This is a genomic window from Cyanobium sp. L1E-Cus (genome assembly GCF_024345755.1).
GTDB lineage: Bacteria > Cyanobacteriota > Cyanobacteriia > PCC-6307 > Cyanobiaceae > Cyanobium_A > Cyanobium_A usitatum.
Genome location: NZ_JAGQBS010000012.1, coordinates 26,602 through 45,021, shown reverse-complemented (window position 1 = coordinate 45,021; position 18,420 = coordinate 26,602). Strand labels below are relative to the sequence as shown.

The window sequence follows — 18,420 nt, the reverse complement described above, 5'->3', positions numbered from 1 at the left end:
CAGGGCTGGTCTGGCATCAGTCATGAAGGTGGCTGAAGGGGCGGATCGCTGCGGCGGGCTCAGCGCAGGCGCGGTTGAGCTCCCTTTCTAGATTGATTATGCGCTTCTCCCTTAGGCAGTATTTGCAGCCGCCGGTGGTTTGAAGGTGCTTCTCGGGGGTGATCGAAATCTCTTTGACTGGATGCCTATTGCAGCAAATCTTGATTGGGGACTTGTAGCTCTTATAGAGGATGGCTGCGTAGTCGTATTGATCGCCAAAACGGGATCGGGCCCTTGCCAAAAACAGTTCACGACTGATTGGGTTGCCCATTTCCAGGCCAGATCGGATCAGTGAAGTTGCGGCATATTACGGGGATTGCCGCCCCAGGCCAATGCGCCGGCCCAGACCGTCACGTTGCGTGATGCGGTTCAAAAGATATGGGTTTGGCTCACTTGATCCCATCTTTTCTAGGCTGCTCCTGAGCGCCACGAAGGGAGTGGTGATCAGGCAGGGAGCAATCCCTGCTTTTTTATGGCCTACAAATTCCTGTGGTGCGAATCTGGGGACTACCAACCCAGCCTGGCTGTTCATGGCCCCAGAGAGTCCCCAGCGTCCCCCCTGGCTGAATTGGTTGTTTCTAGTGGCGTTCCTGTGGAGCTCCTACCAGCTGGCTGGCCTCTGGTTTGCGCGCCTACACGGCTAGGGATATTGGTTTGGCACGAAGAACTGCTCGTTGCGTGGCGGACGGGCCGTGCCCTTAGGTGGCTTGCGGGGCGGCAGCTTGATAGCTGGCGGTGTCATGTCTTCGTAGGGGACCTTGCTGAGCAGGTGGTGAATGCAATTGAGGCGGGCGCGGCGTTTATCGTCTGCCTCCACGGTGAACCAAGGCGCTTCGGGGATGTTGGTGTGGGCAAACATCAGATCTTTAGCGGCTGAAAAGCTTTCCCACTTGTTGCGGGCCTCCAAGTCCATCGGACTGAGCTTCCAGCGGCGGGTGGGATCTTCGATACGGGATTGGAAGCGGCTTTCCTGCTCCGCATCGCTCACTGAAAACCAATACTTGAGCAGCAGGATTCCTGAGCGCACCACCATCCGCTCAAATTCCGGGCAGCTCTGCAGAAACTCCTCCGTTTGGGCTGGTGCGCAGAAGCCCATTACCGATTCCACCCCAGCCCGGTTGTACCAGCTGCGATCAAATACGACGATCTCCCCAGCTGAAGGGAAGTGTTCGACGTAGCGCTGGAAGTACCACTGGGTTTTCTGTTGATCAGAGGGGGTGCCCAAGGCCACCACCCGGCAGCCGCGGGGGTTGAGCGGTTCGGTGATTCGTTTGATCGTGCCGCCCTTACCGGCCGCATCCCTGCCTTCGAACAGCACGATCAGTCGAAAGCCCGAGGCCTTTAGCCAGTACTGCATTTTCACCAGCTCCACCTGCAGCCTGGTGAGCTCTTTCTCGTAAACCTTGCGATCTAGCCGGCCCCCATTGCTGGCCAGGTCTTCCAGCAAAGGCGATGGGTAGTAGCGATCGCTGAGGGGGCCAAAATGGGGTGGTTGGGTCTTGCTCGAGTTGCTGCCTTTATCATTTTTCTTGTGTTTTCCCATTGCTGAGAGTCTCCAGACCTAGTTGCGGCGGCTGGGCTGGGGCCATAGAGCTCGCACCAGGCGGATGATCCCTGCAACCACCAGGCCAAGGGCCGCAATGGCCGCCAGCACCAGAAGCACCACCGCCAGCAATTGCACAAGTCCCCAAAGCGCCTGCTGCACCCCGCCGATCAGGTTGGCTAGGGCGGTGCTCAGCACCAAAAAGGTGTCGAAGCGCTCCGGTAACTGCAGCAAGGCCAGCATCAGCCCGGCGCCGGCAGCGCCCAGCAGCAGGGCGATAGCGGCCTGACGCCAGCGGGCCGGGCGGTGGCGGCGGCGAAATACCCGTCGTGTCGACGCGCCTGTGGTGGGCAATTGCAGGGCGCGGCTACGGGGGGAGGTCATACCTCGAGGACGTAACCGGCACCGCGCATCCAGCGCTCGAATTCCATCAGCACCAACTCGTTGGGGCAGTCGATCAAGGAGAGATCTTCCACGGTGCAATCCCCCTGGCCGCCGTGATGCAGGGAGATGCGGAAGTCGTCGCCGCTGAGCCCGCAAACCTCCGGATCACTGCGCACGACCACATCGAGGGAGGCCCCAAGTCGAGCCACCCGAATCCGCAATTCCGACCAGGTCAGTGCCGCCATGGACCCAATTCAAACTCTCTCATCGATACCCAAGTGTGACCAGCTAGCCGGCTACGTCAATAGCGACTACTTAGCCTGGGCGGCAGCTGGACGCTGCGTTGGCTCGAGCCCGGGCTTGGGTTCTGGTATCAGCAGCCCTAACCCGGAGGCCACGGCCACAGCTAGGAGCCCTGCCAGCGGGGCTGCAAGGCGCTGGGCAAGGGGGCGGCGTTCCAGCAGCTCGCGGCCCTTCAGGGGCATGGGCTCAGGCAGCTCCAGGGGCAACTGCAGCCGCGAATCGAGGCGCAATTGATCCAGCACCCGCACCAGATCGGCCAGCTCGGCATCATCGAGATTGAGCTGCAGCGGGGGCGTGTCTGGCTGGCTACTGCGCAGCAGCAGGCCATGGCCGCCCTCTGGCCCCGGAGCTATCTCCACCGGCTCGGGATCGGCGCCAAAGCGACGCGGCACACCGCTGATCAGGTAGCGGGCGTAGGGCAGCACCACCTGCATCAGGGCTAGCAGGTGCTCCTTGCGACCCTCAAGCTCGGGGCGACCGGCCCAAGCCAAGCTCCAGCCCGTGATGATGCCGAGGTTCTGGCCGCTCTGGCCGACCGACACATCCGGCAGACCCTCCACCTTGAGGCGGCAGCTGAGTTGGTCGAACTGCAGTACTTGCTTCATTGCAGGCTCAGGGTCTGGATCATGGCTGGGCATCCAGCAGGCTGGCGCGCAGCCGCTCAAAACCGCCAACCCCGGAGCCCAGGGCCAGGGCCTGGATCAGCAGCCGCGACTCGCGGGCACCTGACTCGGGATCGAGCAACAGCTGCACGCCACCCCGACGGAGGTTCATGCGCTGGCGTACCAGATCGGCCAGGCGGCTGCGGAATAGGTTCCAACGCTCGCTGAGCACTTCAGGCGGCTCGGCGCTGGAGAGCAGGCCGCGCAGCAGGGGGTAGAGGCGGTCTGCCAAGGCGCAAAGAATGCGGATCAGGGCGTCGGTTTCAGCTGGCTCCAGACCTTCGCGGCGAGTGGTGCGGCGCAGGGGGTTGGTGCAGCGGCGTTTCCACAGTTCCACCCGGTTTGGGAAGAGGGTGGTGAAGCCCATCTGCTCGCTCATCCACACCATTGCCTCACCGCCGTTGAGGTCGAGGGCCTCGGCGCTGAGCAACAGCAGGTCGAGGCGTTCGAGGCCGCGGCGGGGAAGCCGGGCGGCCGATTCAGGAGCGAATGAATCAAGGGGCATGGCTGCGATGATGCCAGCAAGTGCACCCAACCGTCACGTTCATGGCCCCAGACCTGCGGGAATTTGTGCGCGATGTGCCTGATTTTCCCAAGCCCGGCATCCTGTTTCGCGACCTCACGCCGCTGATGCGCGACCCGGACGGCTGGCAGGAAGTGATCCGTCAGCTGAGCGCAGTGTGCGAGCGGCTGCAGCCCGACCTGATCGTGGGCATTGAGTCGCGGGGCTTCATCGTGGGCACAGCCCTTGCCACCGCCGTGCGATTGGGTTTTGTGCCAGTGCGCAAGCCCGGCAAGTTGCCCGGTCAAGTTACGAGTGTGGACTACGCCCTCGAATACGGCAGCGACCGGCTGGAAATCCACAGCGATGCCCTGGCCGATGGATCCAAGGTGCTGATCATCGACGATCTGCTGGCCACCGGCGGCACCGCGGCGGCCTGCGCCGAGCTGGTGGCTGCGGCTGGTGGTGAACTGTGCGGCTTCGGCTTTGTGGCCGAACTGGCGGCCCTGGAAGGGCGCCGCAAGCTGCCTGAAGATCAGCCCGTGGAGTCGCTGATCATCTATTCCTGATCCTGCCAACTCAGCAGGGCATCGAACTGCTCCAGGCTGATCAGCCCGAAGCGCCACAGCACCACCGGCAGGGGCGCTTGCTCCTGCTGGGCCTGGCGCAATCCCAGGGCCAGGGCGCTCTCGCTCAGTCCGAATTGATTGCGCAGCAGACGCAGCAGCGCCGCCGAAGGCGGCGGTTGGGAACTGGTGCTGATCACCATGCATGCGGCCCCGGATAGCCCATGCTGATCAGCGGCGCAGCAGCTGGCAAGGGCCATCGGTCATGGCGGACAGGCTGAGCTGGCGCAGGGGAGCAAGCTTGGCCAGCAGCAGCAGGGCCAGGTGGCGCAGGGGCAGCAGCAGGGGCGAGCGATTCGAGAAAAACCGCACCAGCAGATCGGTAGCCAGCAGGGTGAGCAGCAAATCCGGCCAACGCCGCCTTGCATAGGCCGCCGGCAAGCGGTGCACGGCCAGCCGCCCGGCCGCTGCACGCCGGGCCAGGCTATGCAGAGTGGCCACATCGCGCCAACAAAGGTTTAGCCCCTGGCCACCCACTGGATGGCAGCGGTGACCGCTCTCCCCCACCAGCACCGTATGGCCGCGGTGCAGGCTCCGGGCCAGCAGCAGGGCCACCGGGAAGGCGCGCGGATCGTCGAGCAGGGCATCGGGCTGCAGCTGGTCTGGCAGGGCGCCAGCCAGGGCATCAAGGAAGGCTGAATCGCCAAGGCTTTCAAGCTGGCGGCAGCGCTGGGCTGGGGCACTCCAAACCAGCTGGAACAGGCCATCGCCTAGGGGCAGCACCGCAAAGGGCCCCTCGGGCCGCAGCAGCTCCCAGGCCTGGTCGTCGGCACTGCCGCGGAGTCGCACCAGGGCGGTGAGGCAGTTTTGGCGATAGGCCCACTGCATAACGCCAATGCCGAGGGCCTCCCGGCTGGGGGAGTGGGGCCCGTCGGCCGCCACGATCAGGTCGTGCTGCGGCTGCTTGGCTGCAGCGTGCGGCGGCGGCGTGCCCAACTCCAGGGTGATGGCGGGATGGGCGCCCAGGCGCTCCAGCAGCAGGGTCATCAGCGGCCGGTGCTGTCCCACCCAGCCCACGGCCGCCGCCGGTGCCGCCGCCCGCAGCGAGCCCAGATCCGCCAAGCAGAAAGGCACCTGGCGCTGGGTGGCCAGATCAAGGAGCTGCAGGGAGCGGAAGGGCACCAGCAACGCCTGCACGGCTGACCACAGCCCCAGCTGCTCCAGCAGGCGCTGGCTGGAATGGGTGAAGGCATAGGCGCGGCTGCGCTCGAGCAGCACAGCGGCGGGCAGGGGATCGCTGATCTGCACCTGCCAGCCAGCGTCCGCCAGGGCAAGGGCCGTGAGGGCACCGGTGGGGCCCGCCCCATTCACTAGGGCCCGCAGAACCGGTTTGGACTCGACCATGGCGATGGAGGATCAGCCCGGGGATCGGGCACAAAAAAGCCGCAGCTGTGGAGCTGCGGCAATTGGTGTAGCAAAGGCTCAGGCTGTTGCGAGAGCGGGCAGATCAGCCGATGCCAAGCAGGCCGCGGGTGAAGGACTCACCACCCAGGGCGTATTCAGTGGCAAGCAGGGCGATGAAGCCGAGCATGGCCATACGACCATTGAGCTTCTCGGCGCGCTCGTGGAATCCCCAGCCGCTTTCGGTTGACACCACTTCCATGCGAGGCTCGGTGGCAAAAGCATTGAGGCGGCCGCCGTCTTCGGTGGTTACGGTGGCGCCGCGGATGGTTGCAGCTTCGATCGAAGGAGTGGTCTGAGTCATGGAAACCTCACGCGTGCTTTCCAGAAGTGTAACGCAATATTGCAGCTTGTAACTGCTGCCCCGGGAAAATGCTGCGTCTGCATCAGCGGAAACGCTTCAGGCAGAGCTCCTCAAAGGCCGGTCGTAGCAGGAAGGGGTATTCACCAACCCAAAGCTTGAGCTGGGGCAGCCAGGCGTCGCTGATCGCCCCTATTTGAGAAAAATCCTTGCGCTCGCTCAGCACCAACACCCGCACCACCATGCCGGCACGAATCTGCTGGTGTTTTTTTTCAAAGGGGAAGCGCACCTTGCCGAGATAGCCCTCCTCGTCCTCAAGCTCGAGGGTGAGCCAGGTGCGGCGGTTTTCCACCAGCTCTAGGCGGCCGTCGTTGTTGGCCTGTTCGCGGCGCTCCTCAACGATTTCGCGGGTATATAAATCGACTATCTGGCCTTCAAACAGGGCTGCAGCCGGATAGCGGCGCAGGGTGGAATTTTTCTGGCCCGCCTCGAGGATCGGTCCCCAGAGCAGGTAGAGGGCAAACACAAAGCCCACCACCAGGAATACCGGGCCGAACTGGCTGGAGAACAGCAGGGTTTGGCTGATTAATAGGGCAATCACCGCGCCGATCACCGAGATCAGAACCCGCTGCAGCACCTTGCGGGGATTGCCGGTGCAGGCGTTGAACTGGGGGCCGGTGGCCACCGCTGGGATCAGGCGCAGCAGCTCGCCGGGGCGCAGGGGAAGCAGCATCAGATCAGCCGCTCCAGGCCATACACCAGGCCACCCAGCTGGCGCACCTTGCGCACGGTGAGCAGCACACCGGGCATGTAGGCGGAGCGCTCGATCGTGTCGTGGCGCAGGGTGTAAGTCTCGCCGGGAGCACCAAACATCACCTCTTGGTGGGCCACCAGACCCGGCAAGCGGATCGAGTGCAGGCGCAGGCCGCTGTCGCGCTGGCCACCGCGGCAGCCCGCCAGGGTTTCGTGCTCTTGCACCTGATGGGGGTTGAAGGATTTACCCAGCTCCTCGATCAGCTCGGCGGTTTTGATGCAGGTGCCGCTAGGGGCATCGGCCTTGCGGTTGTGGTGCAGTTCGGTGAGCTCGGCGAAGTCGTAGAAGCGGGCGGCGGCGGCGGCGGCCTGCTGCAGCAGCACCATGCCAACCGAAAAATTGGGGATCACGGCCCCGCCCATACTCGCCTTCTGGGCGAAGCCGGCCAGATCAGCCAGCTGACCGGGCGAGAGGCCCGTAGTGCCGATCACCGGGTGCACGCCGTAGGCGATCGAGGCGCGGGTGTGCTCATAGACAACCGAGGGGTGGGTGAAATCCACCAGCACGGCGGCGCCGCCCTGCCGTGCCGCCTGGCTGGCTTGGCAAAGGGCCCCTTCGAAATCGCTGGTGATCGCCAGCTCCAGTTCGCCTAGGCCGAGCTCCAAGCCCAGATCAGCCCCCTCTTTGTCAGGGGTGGTATCGATGGCGGCCACCAGGGCGCAATCGGGGGCCGCAAGCACGGCCCGCACCACCTCGGCGCCCATGCGACCCAGGGCACCGGCCACCACCACGGGGATGGGTGCCCCGGAGGCCGGATCGGGTGCAGGAGCCATGGTGTTGGTGAAGCGCTGGCAGCGAGCCTATGCGGCGCGTGCGGGGCCAGACCTCGCATCAAGGCGGATACATCCGTAGATTCCCCAATGACCCCTTATTCGTGCTGATGTTCACGCAGGTTCGCTCCACCAACCGCCGCGTTACGCCCGGCGACGTGAACGGCCGTGCCGTGATGAAAGCCGTTTATGTGGTGCTCGAACCCCAGTATCAAAACGCCCTTACCCAGGCCGCCAACTCGCTCAATGCCCAGAACGGCCCCCTGGCGATCGAACTGAGTGGCTACCTGATTGAGGAATTGCGCGACCCCCAGAACTACGTCGATTTCCAGGCGGACGTGGCTGCAGCGGATGTGTTTATCGCTTCGCTGATCTTCATTGAAGATCTGGCCCAGAAGGTGGTGGAAGCAGTGGCACCGCACCGCGACCGGCTCAAGGCAGCAGTGGTGTTTCCCTCCATGCCGGAGGTGATGCGGCTAAACAAGCTCGGCACCTTCTCGATGGCCCAGCTGGGCCAGAGCAAGAGCGCCATCGCCAGCTTCATGAAAAAGCGCAAGGAGGCGGGCGGAGCTGGCTTCCAAGACGCGATGTTGAAGCTGCTCAACACCTTGCCGACGGTTCTGAAATACTTGCCGGTGGAGAAGGCGCAAGATGCGCGCTCTTTCATGCTGAGCTTCCAGTATTGGCTGGGCGGCACGCCAGACAATCTCAGGAATTTTCTGTTGATGCTGGCCGACAAATACGTCTTTCCCCGTGGCGGCTCTGGAGAAGCGGGGGACCGCGCTGCAGTGGTTGTGGCAGAGCCCGAGGTATTTCCAGACCTGGGTATCTGGCACCCGCTAGCACCGGGAATGTTTGAAGATCTCAAGGAATATCTAAATTGGAATTCCAGCCGCGGCGATCTCAGCGAGCAGGCCCGCAATGGCCCGGTGATCGGCCTAGTGCTGCAGCGCAGCCACATAGTTACCGGCGATGAAGCTCACTATGTGGCGATCATTCAGGAGCTGGAATATCGCGGCGCCACCGTGATTCCGGTGTTCTGCGGTGGGCTCGATTTCACGAAGCCGGTGAATGCCTTCTTCTACGACCCGCTCAACCCCGACTTCCCATTGGTGGATGGGGTGGTGTCACTGACGGGCTTTGCCCTGGTGGGTGGACCAGCCCGCCAGGACCACCCCAAGGCAATTGAGGTGCTTAAAAAGCTGAATCGCCCTTACATGGTGGCGTTGCCATTGGTGTTCCAAACCACCCAGGAGTGGGAGGAGAGCGATCTCGGTCTGCACCCAGTGCAGGTGGCCCTGCAGATCGCCATCCCCGAACTCGATGGCGCCATCGAGCCAATCGTGCTCAGTGGCCGCGACGACGCCACCGGTAAAGCCCACACCCTGCAAGACCGGGTTGAGGCGATCGCCGAGCGCGCAATTCGCTGGGCCTCCTTGCGGATCAAGCCCCGGGCTGAAAAGAAGCTGGCGATCACCGTATTCAGCTTCCCCCCTGATAAGGGCAACGTCGGCACGGCGGCCTACCTGGATGTATTCGGCTCGATCTTCAGGGTGCTGGAGGAGATGCAGCTCAAGGGCTACGACGTGCAGAACATGCCGCGCACGCCCAAGGCGCTGATGGAGGCGGTGATCAATGATCCTGAAGCTCTTCAGGGGGCACCGGAACTCTCGATCGCCCACCGCATGAGCGTGGAGGAATACGAGCGGCTCACCCCTTATTCCGAGCGCCTTGAGGAAAACTGGGGCAAGCCCCCCGGCAACCTGAACAGCGACGGCACCAATCTGCTGATCTACGGCCGCCACTTCGGCAACGTGTTTGTGGGTGTGCAGCCCACCTTTGGCTACGAGGGCGACCCGATGCGGCTGCTCTATTCCCGCAGTGCTAGTCCCCACCACGGCTTTGCCGCCTACTACACCTATTTGGAGAAGGTGTGGCAGGCCGATGCGGTGCTGCACTTCGGCACCCACGGCTCGCTGGAGTTCATGCCTGGCAAGCAGATGGGAATGAGCGAAACCTGCTATCCCGATTCCCTAATCGGCGCCCTGCCAAACCTCTATTACTACGCGGCTAATAACCCCTCCGAGGCCACGATCGCCAAACGTCGCGGTTACGCCTCCACGATTTCGTATCTCACCCCACCAGCGGAAAATGCTGGCCTCTACAAAGGTCTGAAAGAACTTGGCGAACTGGTGGGTTCCTACCAGCAGCTGCGCGAAAGCTCCAGGGGAGTGCAGATCGTCAATGCCCTCGTCGAAACGGCACGTCAATGCAACCTCGACAAGGACGTCAACCTGCCCAATCTGGATTCCTCTGAGCTCGACCTCGAGGCCCGGGATGCGGTTGTGGGCGCGGTCTATCGCCAACTGATGGAGATCGAAAGCCGGCTGTTGCCCTGCGGCCTCCACACCATCGGCAAGCCCCCCACCGCCGAGGAAGCGATCGCCACCCTGGTCAACATCGCAGCCCTGGAGCGAGAAGAGGATGGGCTCCGCTCCCTGCCAGCCCTGCTGGCGGAAAGCTTGGGTCGCACCATCGACGACGTCTACAAAGGCAATGACGACGGCGTCCTCATCGATGTGGAGCTCAACCGCACGATCACCGAGGTCTGCCGCGCTGCCGTTGGCGCCATGGTGAAATCCGTCACCGGCGCCGATGGCCGCGTCAACCTGCGGGGCCAGTTCGGATGGTTCTTCAACCTGCTGGAGCGCTTCGGCTTCAAACTGCCCAGCCCTTGGCTGGGCGCTTGCAACGCTGCCGGCTTCCCCGGGGTGGACCAGGCCGAACTCGACAAGCTGTTTGGCTACCTGCGCTTCTGCCTGGAGCAGATCTGCGCAGACATGGAAATGGAAAGCCTGCTGCGGGCCCTTGATGGCGAGTATGTGCTGCCCGGCCCTGGCGGCGACCCGATCCGCAACCCCGGCGTGCTGCCCAGTGGCAAAAACATCCACGCCCTCGACCCCCAGTCCATCCCCACCCGGGCAGCCATCGCCGCCGCCAAGGTGGTGGTAGACCGCCTGATTGAGCGGCAGAAAGTCGAGCAGGGCGCCTGGCCCGAAACGATTGCCTGCGTCCTCTGGGGCACCGACAACATCAAGACCTATGGCGAATCCCTGGCCCAGATCCTCTGGTTCATCGGCGTGCGCCCCGTGGCCGATTCCCTCGGCCGGGTCAACAAGCTCGAGCTCATCTCCCTAGAGGAGCTCGGCCGGCCCCGCATCGACGTCGTGGTGAATTGTTCTGGAGTATTCCGCGACCTGTTCATCAACCAGATGGGCCTAATCGACCAGGGCGTGAAGATGGCCGCCGAGGCCGATGAGCCCCTCGAGATGAACTTCGTGCGCAAGCACTCCCAGGAGCAGGCCGCTTCCCAGGGCATCTCCCTGCGCGATGCCGCCACCCGGGTGTTCTCCAACGCCAGCGGCAGCTATTCCTCCAACGTCAACCTGGCCGTTGAGAACAGCACCTGGGAAGAAGAGAACGAACTGCAGGAGATGTACCTCTCCCGCAAAACCTTCGCCTTCAACGCCGACAACCCAGGTGAGATGAACCAGAACCGCGAAGTATTCGAATCAGCTATGAAAACCGCTGATGTGACCTTCCAAAACCTGGATTCCGCCGAAATCTCCCTCACGGACGTGAGTCACTACTTCGACTCCGACCCCACCAAGCTCATCCAGGGTTTGCGCGACGACGGCAAGGCTCCAGCGAGTTATATAGCCGACACCACCACGGCCAACGCCCAGGTGCGCTCCTTGAGCGAAACCATTCGCCTCGATTCCCGTACCAAGCTGCTCAACCCCAAGTGGTACGAGGGCATGCTTAATTCCGGCTACGAGGGCGTACGCGAAGTGGCCAAACGGCTCAATTTCACCCTGGGCTGGAGTGCAACCAGCGGCTCGGTAGACAACTTCGTATACGAGGAGGCAAACGACACCTTCATCAACGATCCGGAGATGCGCAAGCGGCTGCTGGAGCTCAATCCCCACAGCTTCCGCCGCATAGTGGGCACCCTGCTCGAAGTAAATGGCCGCGGCTACTGGGAAACCAGCGATGAGAACATCGCCCAGTTGCAGGAGATTTATCAGGAAATCGAAGACCGGATTGAGGGGGTTACAGAGGGCTGATTAGCCCCGCAAAGCATCGGCCATCCGGGCAACCTGCACGATTGGCCCAACGTCGTGCACTCGCAGGATGCGGGCCCCCTGGGCAATCGCCTGGCTGCACACCGCCGCCGTGCCCCACAGCCGGGCACGGGGCCTGGGCTCGTTCAACACCGCGCCTATGAAGCGCTTGCGCGAAGGCCCCACCAGTAGGGGAAAGCCTTCCGCCGCCAGGGTGCCTAGACCCCGGAGCAGCTCCAGGTTGTGGTCGGTGTCCTTGGCGAAGCCCAACCCCGGATCCCAGATCAGCTGCCGCGGGCGCACACCCGCCGCCAGAGCCATTTCAGTGGCCTCCAATAGGCCAGCCCGCACCTCCGCCACCACATCGCCGTAGTAGGCAAGGGAGTCCATGCTGCGGCTATCGCCACGGCTGTGCATCAACACCAGTGGGCAGCCAGCAGACGCCGCCAAGCGCAACAGGGCCGGATCGCGCCGGCCGCCGCTGACGTCGTTTATCCAGTGGGCGCCCGCCGCCAATGCCGCCTCGGCCACCGCCGCATGGAAGGTGTCGATCGAGAGCAGGGCGCCTGGATGGGCAGCGCGAATAGCAGTAAGAGCGGGCAACAGCCGCTCAAGCTCCCGCTTGGGCCCCACCTCCTCGGCGCCGGGCCTGGTGCTCTGGGCGCCAAGGTCGAGCAGATCGGCTCCCTCGGCCAGCATCCGCCCAGCGGCGCACACCGCGTGCGCCACGCTGGGAAGGCGGCCGCCGTCGCTGAAGGAGTCGGGGGTGAGGTTCAGCACCCCCATCACTGCGGTGCGCTCGCCCCAGGCGAAACGGGGTTGATCGATCACGGGGGGCCAGTCTCAGGGAGCCAGTCTCAGCGTCCGTAGTTGACGATGCGGGCAAAGCTCACCGGATCGAGGGAAGCCCCACCCACCAAGACGCCGTCGATGTCGCTCTGGGCCATCAGATCGTCGATGGTGGCAGGGTTCACCGAGCCGCCGTATTGCACCGTGACACCGGGGTTACCCACCCAGCCCCGGATCAGGCCGCAGATGCGGTTGGCCTCCTCAGCGGCGCAGGTCTTGCCGGTGCCAATCGCCCAGATCGGCTCGTAGGCCACCACCACCTGGGTGGGATCCACATCCTCAAGGCCCTGTTCGATCTGGCGGTGGATCACCCGCTCGGTTTCATTGGATTCCCGCTGGTCGAGGCTTTCTCCCACGCACAGGATCGGGATCAAGCCATGGCGCTGGGCATTGCGGGCGCGCAGGTTGATCTGCTCATCGCTTTCGCTGTAGTACTTGCGCGGCTCACTGTGGCCAACGATGGCGTAACTCACCCCGTGCTCCAGCAGCATCGGCGCCGAGATCATGCCCGTGTAGGCCCCCTGGTCTTCCCAGTGCACGTTTTGCCCAGCAAACTTCACACCAGCACCCTCCAGGTGGCGGCAGAGCGTGGGAATCGAGGTGAAAGGCGGAGCGATCACCACCTCCCGATCGTCTGGGGAGTCGGCAATCAGGGGCCGAAACGTGGCCGCAAATACCCGCGTCTCAGCGCAGGTCATGTGCATCTTCCAATTACCCGCGATCACGGCCTTACGCATCGGCCCTCTCCAGCACTGTCAGGAAAACCTAATGGGCCGGCGGCCTGGTCCCCATAAACAGCAGCTCGCGGCCGTCGATGTCGACCGCATCACCGGGGGCCAACTGACGACCGCGACGGGTTTCGATGGCGCCATTCACCCGCACATCACCGCGCTGAATGCGCAGCTTGGCTTCGCCGCCGGTGCCCGCCAGGCCTTGGTATTTGAGGAATTGATCGAGTTTCAAGGGGCGGCTTGGGGGAGCAGCGATAGCGTGACGGCATGCTTGCACCCTCGCCGGCCGGGTTTCGACACCTCTGGCCGCTGCTGAAACCCCACCGCCGGCGCCTGCTGGCAGGTGGGCTATGCATGGTGATCTATGTGGCTTGCTGGCCGCTGCTCGCCTGGCTGGCAGGCCAGCTGATTCCAGCCATCGGCGCTGGCAACTTCCCAGTGGTGCTGCGCACTATCGCCGCAGCCCTGGGACTGTTTTTGGTGCAAAAGGCGGCCCAGTTCGGCCAGGACACCCTGCTGGCCGGGCCGGCCCTGCGGGTTAGTCAGGAGTTGCGGCGGGGCCTATTTGCCCGCCTGCAACGGCTGGAATTCGGCGCCCTCGAGAAGCTCTCAGCCGGCGACCTCACCTATCGCCTCACCGAAGACGCGGACCGGGTGGGCGAGGTGATCTACAAAACCATTCAAGACACCACCCCCAGCGCCCTGCAGCTGGTGGTGGTGCTCGGCTACATGGTGTGGCTCGATTGGCCCTTAGCCCTGGCCACCCTGCTGCTGGCGCCAGTGGTGGTGCTGCTGGTAAGCAGCTTTGGCGCCCGGGTAATGACCGCCGCCGAACGCAGCCAAAAGCAGGTGAGCGAGCTGGCGGGCCTGCTGGGCGAAGCGATCGGTGGGCTGCCCTTAGTGCGGGCCTTCGCGGCCGAGCCCTGGCTGCAGCAGCGCTTCGACACCGAAATCGACCTGCACCGTCGGGCCCGCTACCGCACCCTCAAACTGCTGGCCCTGCAGCACCCGGTGGTTGGCTTTCTGGAAGCGGCCGGCATCCTCACCGTGCTGCTGCTCGGCGCCGCCCGGATTCAGGCCGGTGGCCTCAACAGCCAGGGCTTCAGCAGCTACGTTGCGGCCCTGCTGATGCTGATCGACCCGATCTCGCACCTCACCACGAACTTCAACGAGTTTCAGCAGGGCCAGGCCTCGCTGCGGCGACTGCGGGCGATCGAGGCCGAACCGGTGGAGGCTTCAGACCGCGCCTCGGCCCAGCCGCTGGGCAGCGTGCGCGGCGAGCTGCTGCTCGAGCAGGTGCGCTTCGGCTACAACCCCGCCCAACCGGTGCTGCACGACCTGGATCTGCAGGTGCGGCCTGGCCAGGTAGTGGCCCTGGTGGGTCCCTCCGGCGCCGGCAAAAGCACCCTGTTTTCCCTGCTGCTGCGCTTCAACACCGCCCAGCAGGGCCGGGTGCTGCTGGATGGCCACGACCTAGCCGATCTGCGGGCGCGGGAGCTGCGCCGCGCCGTAGCCCTGGTGCCCCAGCAAAGCAGTGTATTTTCTGGCACGGTGGCCGAAGCGATTGCCTTCGGCCGGCCCGCCAGCGAGGCTGCCATCCGCCAGGCAGCCAGCCTCGCCAACGCCGCCGGCTTCATCGAGGCCCTGCCCCAGGGCTACACCAGCCGCATCGAAGAGCGGGGCAGCAACTTCTCTGGCGGCCAGCTGCAACGGCTGGCCATTGCCCGCGCCGTGCTCGGCAACCCGGCGGTGCTGCTGCTGGATGAAGCCACCAGCGCCCTCGATGCCGAAGCGGAGGAGGCGGTGCAGCGGGGCTTGGAGCAGGCGATGGCGGGCCGCACCGTGCTGGTGATTGCCCACCGGCTAGCCACCGTGCAGGGTGCAGACAGAATCCTGGTACTCGATGACGGTCGCATCGTCGAACAGGGCAGTCACAATGAGCTGATGGCGCAGGGGGGCCGCTACCGCGAGCTCTGCGAGCGCCAATTCATTCATCTGCAAGCCTGATGTCTTGGGAATACCGGGTGATCCACATCAACGTGGAGAGCGGCAATCCGCCGGGTCCTCCCTCACCCAAGGCAGATAGTGAGCGGCTCGGCGGCGCCCTGAGCCCGGAGTTTCTTAAAAAAGAATTCCCGCAGCAATATGACGCCGCAGCCACCAAACCACGCCACCCAGCCGAACAGCTGCAGTTTTTTCTAAATGCCCTCGGCAAGGAAAACTGGGAGATGGTGGAAGCAGCCCAGGTGGGCCCGCTGCTGATGTTTTTCTTCAAGCGACCGGGTGGCCTGCCACCCGTATCCTGAGGGCTGAAGATTTTTTGCCACTCGTGGACAACGTCGCCCAGCAATCAGACAACCAGCCGCCCGTGCTCACCTTCGAGGGCAAGCGCTACGACCTCAACGGCTTGCCAGATGAGATGAAGGAGCTGGTGCGTGGCATGCAAGTAGCTGATGCCCAGCTGCGCATGCATGAAGACACTCTGAAAGTGCTTGCCGTTGGCCGCCAAGCTATGGCCAGCCAGCTCAACGACAAGCTGCAAAACATCACCCCCCTGCCTTGAAAAGGGTTGATGCGATGGGGGGTGGGCTCTAGCTCACCACCTTCTGAGCTTCCTTGATCAGCTCCTCAGGCAGGGTTACCCCGATCGCTGCGGCGGTGGCCTTGTTGACCATCAACTCCGTTTTGGTGAGGGGCTCGAAGGCCATCTTGGCCGGCGATTCTCCCTTCAATACCCGCACCGCCAGCTTGCCTGCTGCGTAGCCGTCATCGAAGTAGGCCCAGCCGATCGTGGCAAGGCAGCCGGGCAGCTTGATGTCGTCGGCATCCACCGAATACACGGGAATCTTCTTCTCTAGGCCCACCTTGGCGATCGAGCCGAAGCCCTGAATCGTGGCGTAATCGCCGATCTTCACGAAGGCCTCTACCTTCTTGTCGGCCAGCACTTGGGCGGCTTGCAGCACTTCGCCGGAGTTGGCCACCGCCTGCTCCACAACGGTGATGTTGCGTTTGGCTGCCTCCTCCTTGAGCACCTTGGCTTCATATTCGGAGTTGGGCTCACCGGGGTTGAAGATCAGGCCCACGGTCTTGAGCTCAGGGTTGATTTGGCGTGCCAAATCGAGCTCCTTGCCCACCGGGTTGGTGCCGATCGTGCCGACCACATTTGGCTTGTGCTGACCCACGGCACCCGGGGGCGTGCCCGCGCCGGCACCCCAGGGATTGGAGCAATAGCAGAACAGCACAGGAGTGGTTGCTGGGGCCACCTTCATGGCGGCCTGCAGGGGCGGTGTGCCAACCGCCAGGATCATGTCCACCTGGTCGCCCACAAACTGCTTCATCACCAAGGTGGTATTGGGCAGCTCGCCGGCGGCATCCTTCTGGATGAAGTTGACGTTTTTGCCAGGGATGTAGCCAGCTTCTGCCAGGGCCGCTTCAAAGCCTTTGCGGGTGTTGGTTGGAGGCGGGGCTTCCACCATCTGCAGCATGCCGATGGTGGGGCCTTTAACCTTGGTGCCACCGCCGAGCTTGCCGCAGGCGGAGAGCACCACCGTGCTCACGGCGCCGGCCCCTGCCAGGGTCAGAAATTCACGACGCCGAAGACCCATCAGTGGCACTGGAAGACTGCGGCGCAACTATGGCTGCTCCATACATCGCCCGCAACGCGGCCGGTTCGAGATATTCACGCTCGGCAGCATTCCAGTCGCCGATCAAGCCACCCTCATGCAGCATCACCAACCTATCGCCGTGTCTCAGGGCCTGCTCGAGGCTGTGGGTCACCATCAAGGCGGTAGTGCCCAGCTGACGAACCAACCTGTCGGTGAGCGCCATCACCGTTGCTTCGGCCCGGGGGTCAAGGGCAGCGGTGTGCTCATCAAGCAGCAGCAGATCCGGTGAACCCAGGGTTGCCATCACCAGGCTGAGGGTCTGGCGCTGGCCACCGGAAAGCTGACCCACCGGTTCATCGAGACGGTCGGCCAGGGGCAAGCCCAGCTCGCCCAGCAGCTCGCGGTAGCGCCTGCGGTCGCCGCCATTGGGATGGATGCCCCCAAAGGCACTAATCAAAAAACCTGCTGCAAACCTGGCTGGCCTGTTGCGCCGCTCCGCCAGCCGCAGGTTTTCTGCCACGGTCAGCCCCGGACAAGTTCCCTCCAGAGGGTTTTGCATCACCCGGCCGATCCAGCGAGCCCGCTGGTGATCTCGCAGGCGGTGCAGGGGGCGACCGCCCAGGTGGATACGGCCAGAGCTATGGCGCAGGGTGCCAGCCACCAGATTGAGCAGGGTGCTCTTGCCGGAGCCGTTGCTGCCAATCACCACCAGAAACTGGCCGGGGGGGCAGCTCAGCGAGAAACCGCTGAACAATTGCCGCCAGCCCGATCCAGGCAGAGGATGGCCCCAGCTGAGCTCCTCAACGCTGAGACCAGGGGTGCTGAGATGAGGGGTGCTGAGATGAGGGGTGGAACTCATTGCTCCTGCCTCCCCTGGTCTGCCGAAAGACCCGGTATGCGCAGCCGTCCGAAGGCCAGGGCGATCAGCAGCAGCAAGGCCGTTGCCAGCTTGAGATCAACCGGTTCGAGGCCCAACTGCAGGGCGATGGCGATCATGGTGCGGAACAAAATCGCCCCCACCGCCACCGCCAACAGGGCCCGGGGCAGCGAGCGCGGCCGCAGCACCGCCTCGCCAATGATCACCATGCCTAGTCCCAGTATCAACGAGCCGATCCCCATGGTCACATCGGCAAAGCCCTGATAGGTGGCAACCAGCGCCCCGGCCAGGGCCACCAGACCATTAGCAGCGGCGATACCCACCGTGAGCCCGCGGCGCTGGTTGATGCCGTTGGCGCGGGCCATGGTGGGGTTGTTGCCCAGGGCGCGCAAAGACAAGCCGAAATCTGTGGCCATCAGGAAGGAGATCAGCAGGATCATCCCAACGGTCGCCAGGGTTAATCCCACGGCCCATTGACCATCCAGGCCAAGGCCCAGATCGGGGAGGGCCAGAATTCCAGCTGGGGTTTCAGACAGGGGGATGTTCGAGCGCCCCATCAGCCGCAGGGTGATCGAATAAAGGCCCGTGGTGGTGAGGATGCCTGCAAACAGATCATTCACACCCAGCCGGGTGTGGATCAGGCCGGTAACCATGCCAGCCAGGCAGCCAAACAAGATCGCCAGCCCCAAGGCCACCGGCACCGGGGCACCCTGGCTGATCAACACCGCAGCAGTGCCACCTCCCAGGGCAAAGGAGCCATCCACCGTGAGGTCTGGGAAGTTGAGAACGCGCAGCGTCAGGTAGGTGCCCAGGGCCAGGCCGGCATAGGCCAGGCCCTGGTCGTAGGCACCAATCCAAAGAGAAAACATGGCTGCATTGTGCCTAGCAG

22 protein-coding genes are annotated in these 18,420 nt (G+C 63.7%); 5 read left to right on the top strand and 17 right to left on the bottom strand.

What is annotated here, in order from left to right:
* Window positions 1–16 precede the first annotated feature (16 nt).
* The 6 genes from KBZ22_RS11365 to KBZ22_RS11340 form a co-directional block, all read right to left on the bottom strand.
* On the bottom strand, window positions 17–310 hold the full coding sequence (locus tag KBZ22_RS11365; protein ID WP_255022039.1) for a hypothetical protein: 294 nt from the start codon (window positions 308–310) through the stop codon (window positions 17–19).
* Window positions 311–679: 369 nt separating this feature from the next.
* Window positions 680–1,582 (bottom strand): polyphosphate kinase 2, encoded by a 903-nt coding sequence (gene ppk2 / locus KBZ22_RS11360; RefSeq protein WP_255022038.1) that lies wholly within the window; start codon window positions 1,580–1,582, stop codon window positions 680–682.
* Window positions 1,583–1,600: 18 nt separating this feature from the next.
* The gene (locus KBZ22_RS11355; protein WP_255022037.1) at window positions 1,601–1,966 is read right to left on the bottom strand and encodes a hypothetical protein; all 366 of its coding nucleotides are present in this window, start codon (window positions 1,964–1,966) and stop codon (window positions 1,601–1,603) included.
* The gene (locus KBZ22_RS11350; RefSeq protein WP_254942749.1) at window positions 1,963–2,211 is read right to left on the bottom strand and encodes a hypothetical protein; all 249 of its coding nucleotides are present in this window, start codon (window positions 2,209–2,211) and stop codon (window positions 1,963–1,965) included. The genes KBZ22_RS11355 and KBZ22_RS11350 overlap by 4 nt, the downstream gene beginning before the upstream one ends.
* A gap of 66 nt (window positions 2,212–2,277) precedes the next feature.
* Window positions 2,278–2,874 (bottom strand): DUF4335 domain-containing protein, encoded by a 597-nt coding sequence (locus tag KBZ22_RS11345; protein WP_254942750.1) that lies wholly within the window; start codon window positions 2,872–2,874, stop codon window positions 2,278–2,280.
* Between the two features lie 19 nt (window positions 2,875–2,893).
* Window positions 2,894–3,436: a DUF3038 domain-containing protein gene (locus KBZ22_RS11340; protein WP_254942751.1), complete on the bottom strand. Its 543-nt coding sequence runs from the start codon at window positions 3,434–3,436 to the stop codon at window positions 2,894–2,896.
* 41 nt (window positions 3,437–3,477) lie between these two features.
* On the opposite strand from KBZ22_RS11340, the gene KBZ22_RS11335 reads away from it, so the two are divergent.
* The gene (locus KBZ22_RS11335) at window positions 3,478–4,002 is read left to right on the top strand and encodes an adenine phosphoribosyltransferase (protein ID WP_255022059.1); all 525 of its coding nucleotides are present in this window, start codon (window positions 3,478–3,480) and stop codon (window positions 4,000–4,002) included.
* Here KBZ22_RS11335 and KBZ22_RS11330 read toward each other — a convergent pair.
* The 5 genes from KBZ22_RS11330 to dapB form a co-directional block, all read right to left on the bottom strand.
* Window positions 3,993–4,202 (bottom strand): DUF2949 domain-containing protein, encoded by a 210-nt coding sequence (locus KBZ22_RS11330; RefSeq protein ID WP_106633024.1) that lies wholly within the window; start codon window positions 4,200–4,202, stop codon window positions 3,993–3,995. The genes KBZ22_RS11335 and KBZ22_RS11330 overlap by 10 nt on opposite strands.
* Before the next feature lie 28 nt (window positions 4,203–4,230).
* Complete coding sequence (locus KBZ22_RS11325; protein ID WP_255022036.1) at window positions 4,231–5,403, bottom strand: FAD-dependent monooxygenase; 1,173 nt, start codon at window positions 5,401–5,403, stop codon at window positions 4,231–4,233.
* Between the two features lie 103 nt (window positions 5,404–5,506).
* Window positions 5,507–5,764 (bottom strand): high light inducible protein, encoded by a 258-nt coding sequence (locus KBZ22_RS11320; RefSeq protein ID WP_254999607.1) that lies wholly within the window; start codon window positions 5,762–5,764, stop codon window positions 5,507–5,509.
* A gap of 82 nt (window positions 5,765–5,846) precedes the next feature.
* The gene (locus KBZ22_RS11315) at window positions 5,847–6,494 is read right to left on the bottom strand and encodes a hypothetical protein (protein ID WP_106632998.1); all 648 of its coding nucleotides are present in this window, start codon (window positions 6,492–6,494) and stop codon (window positions 5,847–5,849) included.
* A complete protein-coding gene (dapB, locus tag KBZ22_RS11310; RefSeq protein ID WP_254942754.1) occupies window positions 6,494–7,348 on the bottom strand; it encodes a 4-hydroxy-tetrahydrodipicolinate reductase in 855 nt (284 codons plus the stop codon). Before dapB ends, KBZ22_RS11315 begins: the two co-directional genes overlap by 1 nt.
* 107 nt (window positions 7,349–7,455) lie before the next feature.
* Between dapB and KBZ22_RS11305 the strand changes: the two genes are divergently transcribed.
* On the top strand, window positions 7,456–11,472 hold the full coding sequence (locus KBZ22_RS11305; RefSeq protein WP_255022035.1) for a magnesium chelatase subunit H: 4,017 nt from the start codon (window positions 7,456–7,458) through the stop codon (window positions 11,470–11,472).
* On the opposite strand, the gene folP is transcribed toward KBZ22_RS11305, so the two are convergent.
* The 3 genes from folP to KBZ22_RS11290 form a co-directional block, all read right to left on the bottom strand.
* Window positions 11,473–12,255 carry a dihydropteroate synthase gene (gene folP, locus KBZ22_RS11300; RefSeq protein ID WP_255022058.1) on the bottom strand — a complete coding sequence of 261 codons (783 nt, stop codon included), beginning with the start codon at window positions 12,253–12,255 and terminating at the stop codon, window positions 11,473–11,475.
* A 71-nt stretch (window positions 12,256–12,326) separates the two neighbouring features.
* The gene (tpiA, locus tag KBZ22_RS11295; RefSeq protein WP_106632960.1) at window positions 12,327–13,055 is read right to left on the bottom strand and encodes a triose-phosphate isomerase; all 729 of its coding nucleotides are present in this window, start codon (window positions 13,053–13,055) and stop codon (window positions 12,327–12,329) included.
* A gap of 28 nt (window positions 13,056–13,083) precedes the next feature.
* Window positions 13,084–13,281: an RNA-binding S4 domain-containing protein gene (locus tag KBZ22_RS11290; RefSeq protein WP_106632961.1), complete on the bottom strand. Its 198-nt coding sequence runs from the start codon at window positions 13,279–13,281 to the stop codon at window positions 13,084–13,086.
* A gap of 35 nt (window positions 13,282–13,316) precedes the next feature.
* Here KBZ22_RS11290 and KBZ22_RS11285 point away from each other — a divergent pair, with 35 nt between their 5' ends.
* Genes KBZ22_RS11285 through KBZ22_RS11275 form a run of 3 tightly spaced genes read left to right on the top strand, consistent with a single transcriptional unit; the run spans window position 13,317 to window position 15,612 of the window.
* Entirely contained in the window at window positions 13,317–15,056 is a 1,740-nt protein-coding gene (locus tag KBZ22_RS11285) for an ABC transporter ATP-binding protein (RefSeq protein WP_255022034.1), read from the top strand.
* Window positions 15,056–15,355 carry a hypothetical protein gene (locus tag KBZ22_RS11280; protein WP_106632963.1) on the top strand — a complete coding sequence of 100 codons (300 nt, stop codon included), beginning with the start codon at window positions 15,056–15,058 and terminating at the stop codon, window positions 15,353–15,355. The genes KBZ22_RS11285 and KBZ22_RS11280 overlap by 1 nt, the downstream gene beginning before the upstream one ends.
* Window positions 15,356–15,378: 23 nt before the next feature.
* Window positions 15,379–15,612, top strand: a complete 234-nt coding sequence (locus KBZ22_RS11275; RefSeq protein ID WP_106632964.1) for a DUF6447 family protein — start codon at window positions 15,379–15,381, stop codon at window positions 15,610–15,612.
* A 28-nt stretch (window positions 15,613–15,640) separates the two neighbouring features.
* Here the strand turns inward: KBZ22_RS11275 and KBZ22_RS11270 are convergent, their stop codons facing one another.
* The 3 genes from KBZ22_RS11270 to KBZ22_RS11260 are packed head-to-tail and all read right to left on the bottom strand — an operon-like array spanning window position 15,641 to window position 18,400.
* Window positions 15,641–16,654, bottom strand: coding sequence for an ABC transporter substrate-binding protein (locus KBZ22_RS11270; RefSeq protein ID WP_255022033.1), 1,014 nt, complete (start codon window positions 16,652–16,654; stop codon window positions 15,641–15,643).
* Window positions 16,635–17,513 (bottom strand): ABC transporter ATP-binding protein, encoded by an 879-nt coding sequence (locus tag KBZ22_RS11265; protein ID WP_255022032.1) that lies wholly within the window; start codon window positions 17,511–17,513, stop codon window positions 16,635–16,637. Before KBZ22_RS11265 ends, KBZ22_RS11270 begins: the two co-directional genes overlap by 20 nt.
* Window positions 17,510–18,400: an ABC transporter permease gene (locus tag KBZ22_RS11260; RefSeq protein WP_255019027.1), complete on the bottom strand. Its 891-nt coding sequence runs from the start codon at window positions 18,398–18,400 to the stop codon at window positions 17,510–17,512. The genes KBZ22_RS11265 and KBZ22_RS11260 overlap by 4 nt, the downstream gene beginning before the upstream one ends.
* Between the last annotated feature and the right edge of the window lie 20 nt (window positions 18,401–18,420).

What these genes read in the sequence shown, in the direction of transcription:
- KBZ22_RS11365 (WP_255022039.1), bottom strand. Translation starts at nt 310, where the DNA reads ATGGGCAACCCAATCAGTCGTGAACTGTTTTTGGCAAGGGCCCGATCC.
- ppk2 (WP_255022038.1), bottom strand. Translation starts at nt 1,582, where the DNA reads ATGGGAAAACACAAGAAAAATGATAAAGGCAGCAACTCGAGCAAGACC.
- KBZ22_RS11355 (WP_255022037.1), bottom strand. Translation starts at nt 1,966, where the DNA reads ATGACCTCCCCCCGTAGCCGCGCCCTGCAATTGCCCACCACAGGCGCG.
- KBZ22_RS11350 (WP_254942749.1), bottom strand. Translation starts at nt 2,211, where the DNA reads ATGGCGGCACTGACCTGGTCGGAATTGCGGATTCGGGTGGCTCGACTT.
- KBZ22_RS11345 (WP_254942750.1), bottom strand. Translation starts at nt 2,874, where the DNA reads ATGAAGCAAGTACTGCAGTTCGACCAACTCAGCTGCCGCCTCAAGGTG.
- KBZ22_RS11340 (WP_254942751.1), bottom strand. Translation starts at nt 3,436, where the DNA reads ATGCCCCTTGATTCATTCGCTCCTGAATCGGCCGCCCGGCTTCCCCGC.
- KBZ22_RS11335 (WP_255022059.1), top strand. Translation starts at nt 3,478, where the DNA reads ATGGCCCCAGACCTGCGGGAATTTGTGCGCGATGTGCCTGATTTTCCC.
- KBZ22_RS11330 (WP_106633024.1), bottom strand. Translation starts at nt 4,202, where the DNA reads ATGGTGATCAGCACCAGTTCCCAACCGCCGCCTTCGGCGGCGCTGCTG.
- KBZ22_RS11325 (WP_255022036.1), bottom strand. Translation starts at nt 5,403, where the DNA reads ATGGTCGAGTCCAAACCGGTTCTGCGGGCCCTAGTGAATGGGGCGGGC.
- KBZ22_RS11320 (WP_254999607.1), bottom strand. Translation starts at nt 5,764, where the DNA reads ATGACTCAGACCACTCCTTCGATCGAAGCTGCAACCATCCGCGGCGCC.
- KBZ22_RS11315 (WP_106632998.1), bottom strand. Translation starts at nt 6,494, where the DNA reads ATGCTGCTTCCCCTGCGCCCCGGCGAGCTGCTGCGCCTGATCCCAGCG.
- dapB (WP_254942754.1), bottom strand. Translation starts at nt 7,348, where the DNA reads ATGGCTCCTGCACCCGATCCGGCCTCCGGGGCACCCATCCCCGTGGTG.
- KBZ22_RS11305 (WP_255022035.1), top strand. Translation starts at nt 7,456, where the DNA reads ATGTTCACGCAGGTTCGCTCCACCAACCGCCGCGTTACGCCCGGCGAC.
- folP (WP_255022058.1), bottom strand. Translation starts at nt 12,255, where the DNA reads ATGGGGGTGCTGAACCTCACCCCCGACTCCTTCAGCGACGGCGGCCGC.
- tpiA (WP_106632960.1), bottom strand. Translation starts at nt 13,055, where the DNA reads ATGCGTAAGGCCGTGATCGCGGGTAATTGGAAGATGCACATGACCTGC.
- KBZ22_RS11285 (WP_255022034.1), top strand. Translation starts at nt 13,317, where the DNA reads ATGCTTGCACCCTCGCCGGCCGGGTTTCGACACCTCTGGCCGCTGCTG.
- KBZ22_RS11280 (WP_106632963.1), top strand. Translation starts at nt 15,056, where the DNA reads ATGTCTTGGGAATACCGGGTGATCCACATCAACGTGGAGAGCGGCAAT.
- KBZ22_RS11270 (WP_255022033.1), bottom strand. Translation starts at nt 16,654, where the DNA reads ATGGGTCTTCGGCGTCGTGAATTTCTGACCCTGGCAGGGGCCGGCGCC.
- KBZ22_RS11265 (WP_255022032.1), bottom strand. Translation starts at nt 17,513, where the DNA reads ATGAGTTCCACCCCTCATCTCAGCACCCCTCATCTCAGCACCCCTGGT.
- KBZ22_RS11260 (WP_255019027.1), bottom strand. Translation starts at nt 18,400, where the DNA reads ATGTTTTCTCTTTGGATTGGTGCCTACGACCAGGGCCTGGCCTATGCC.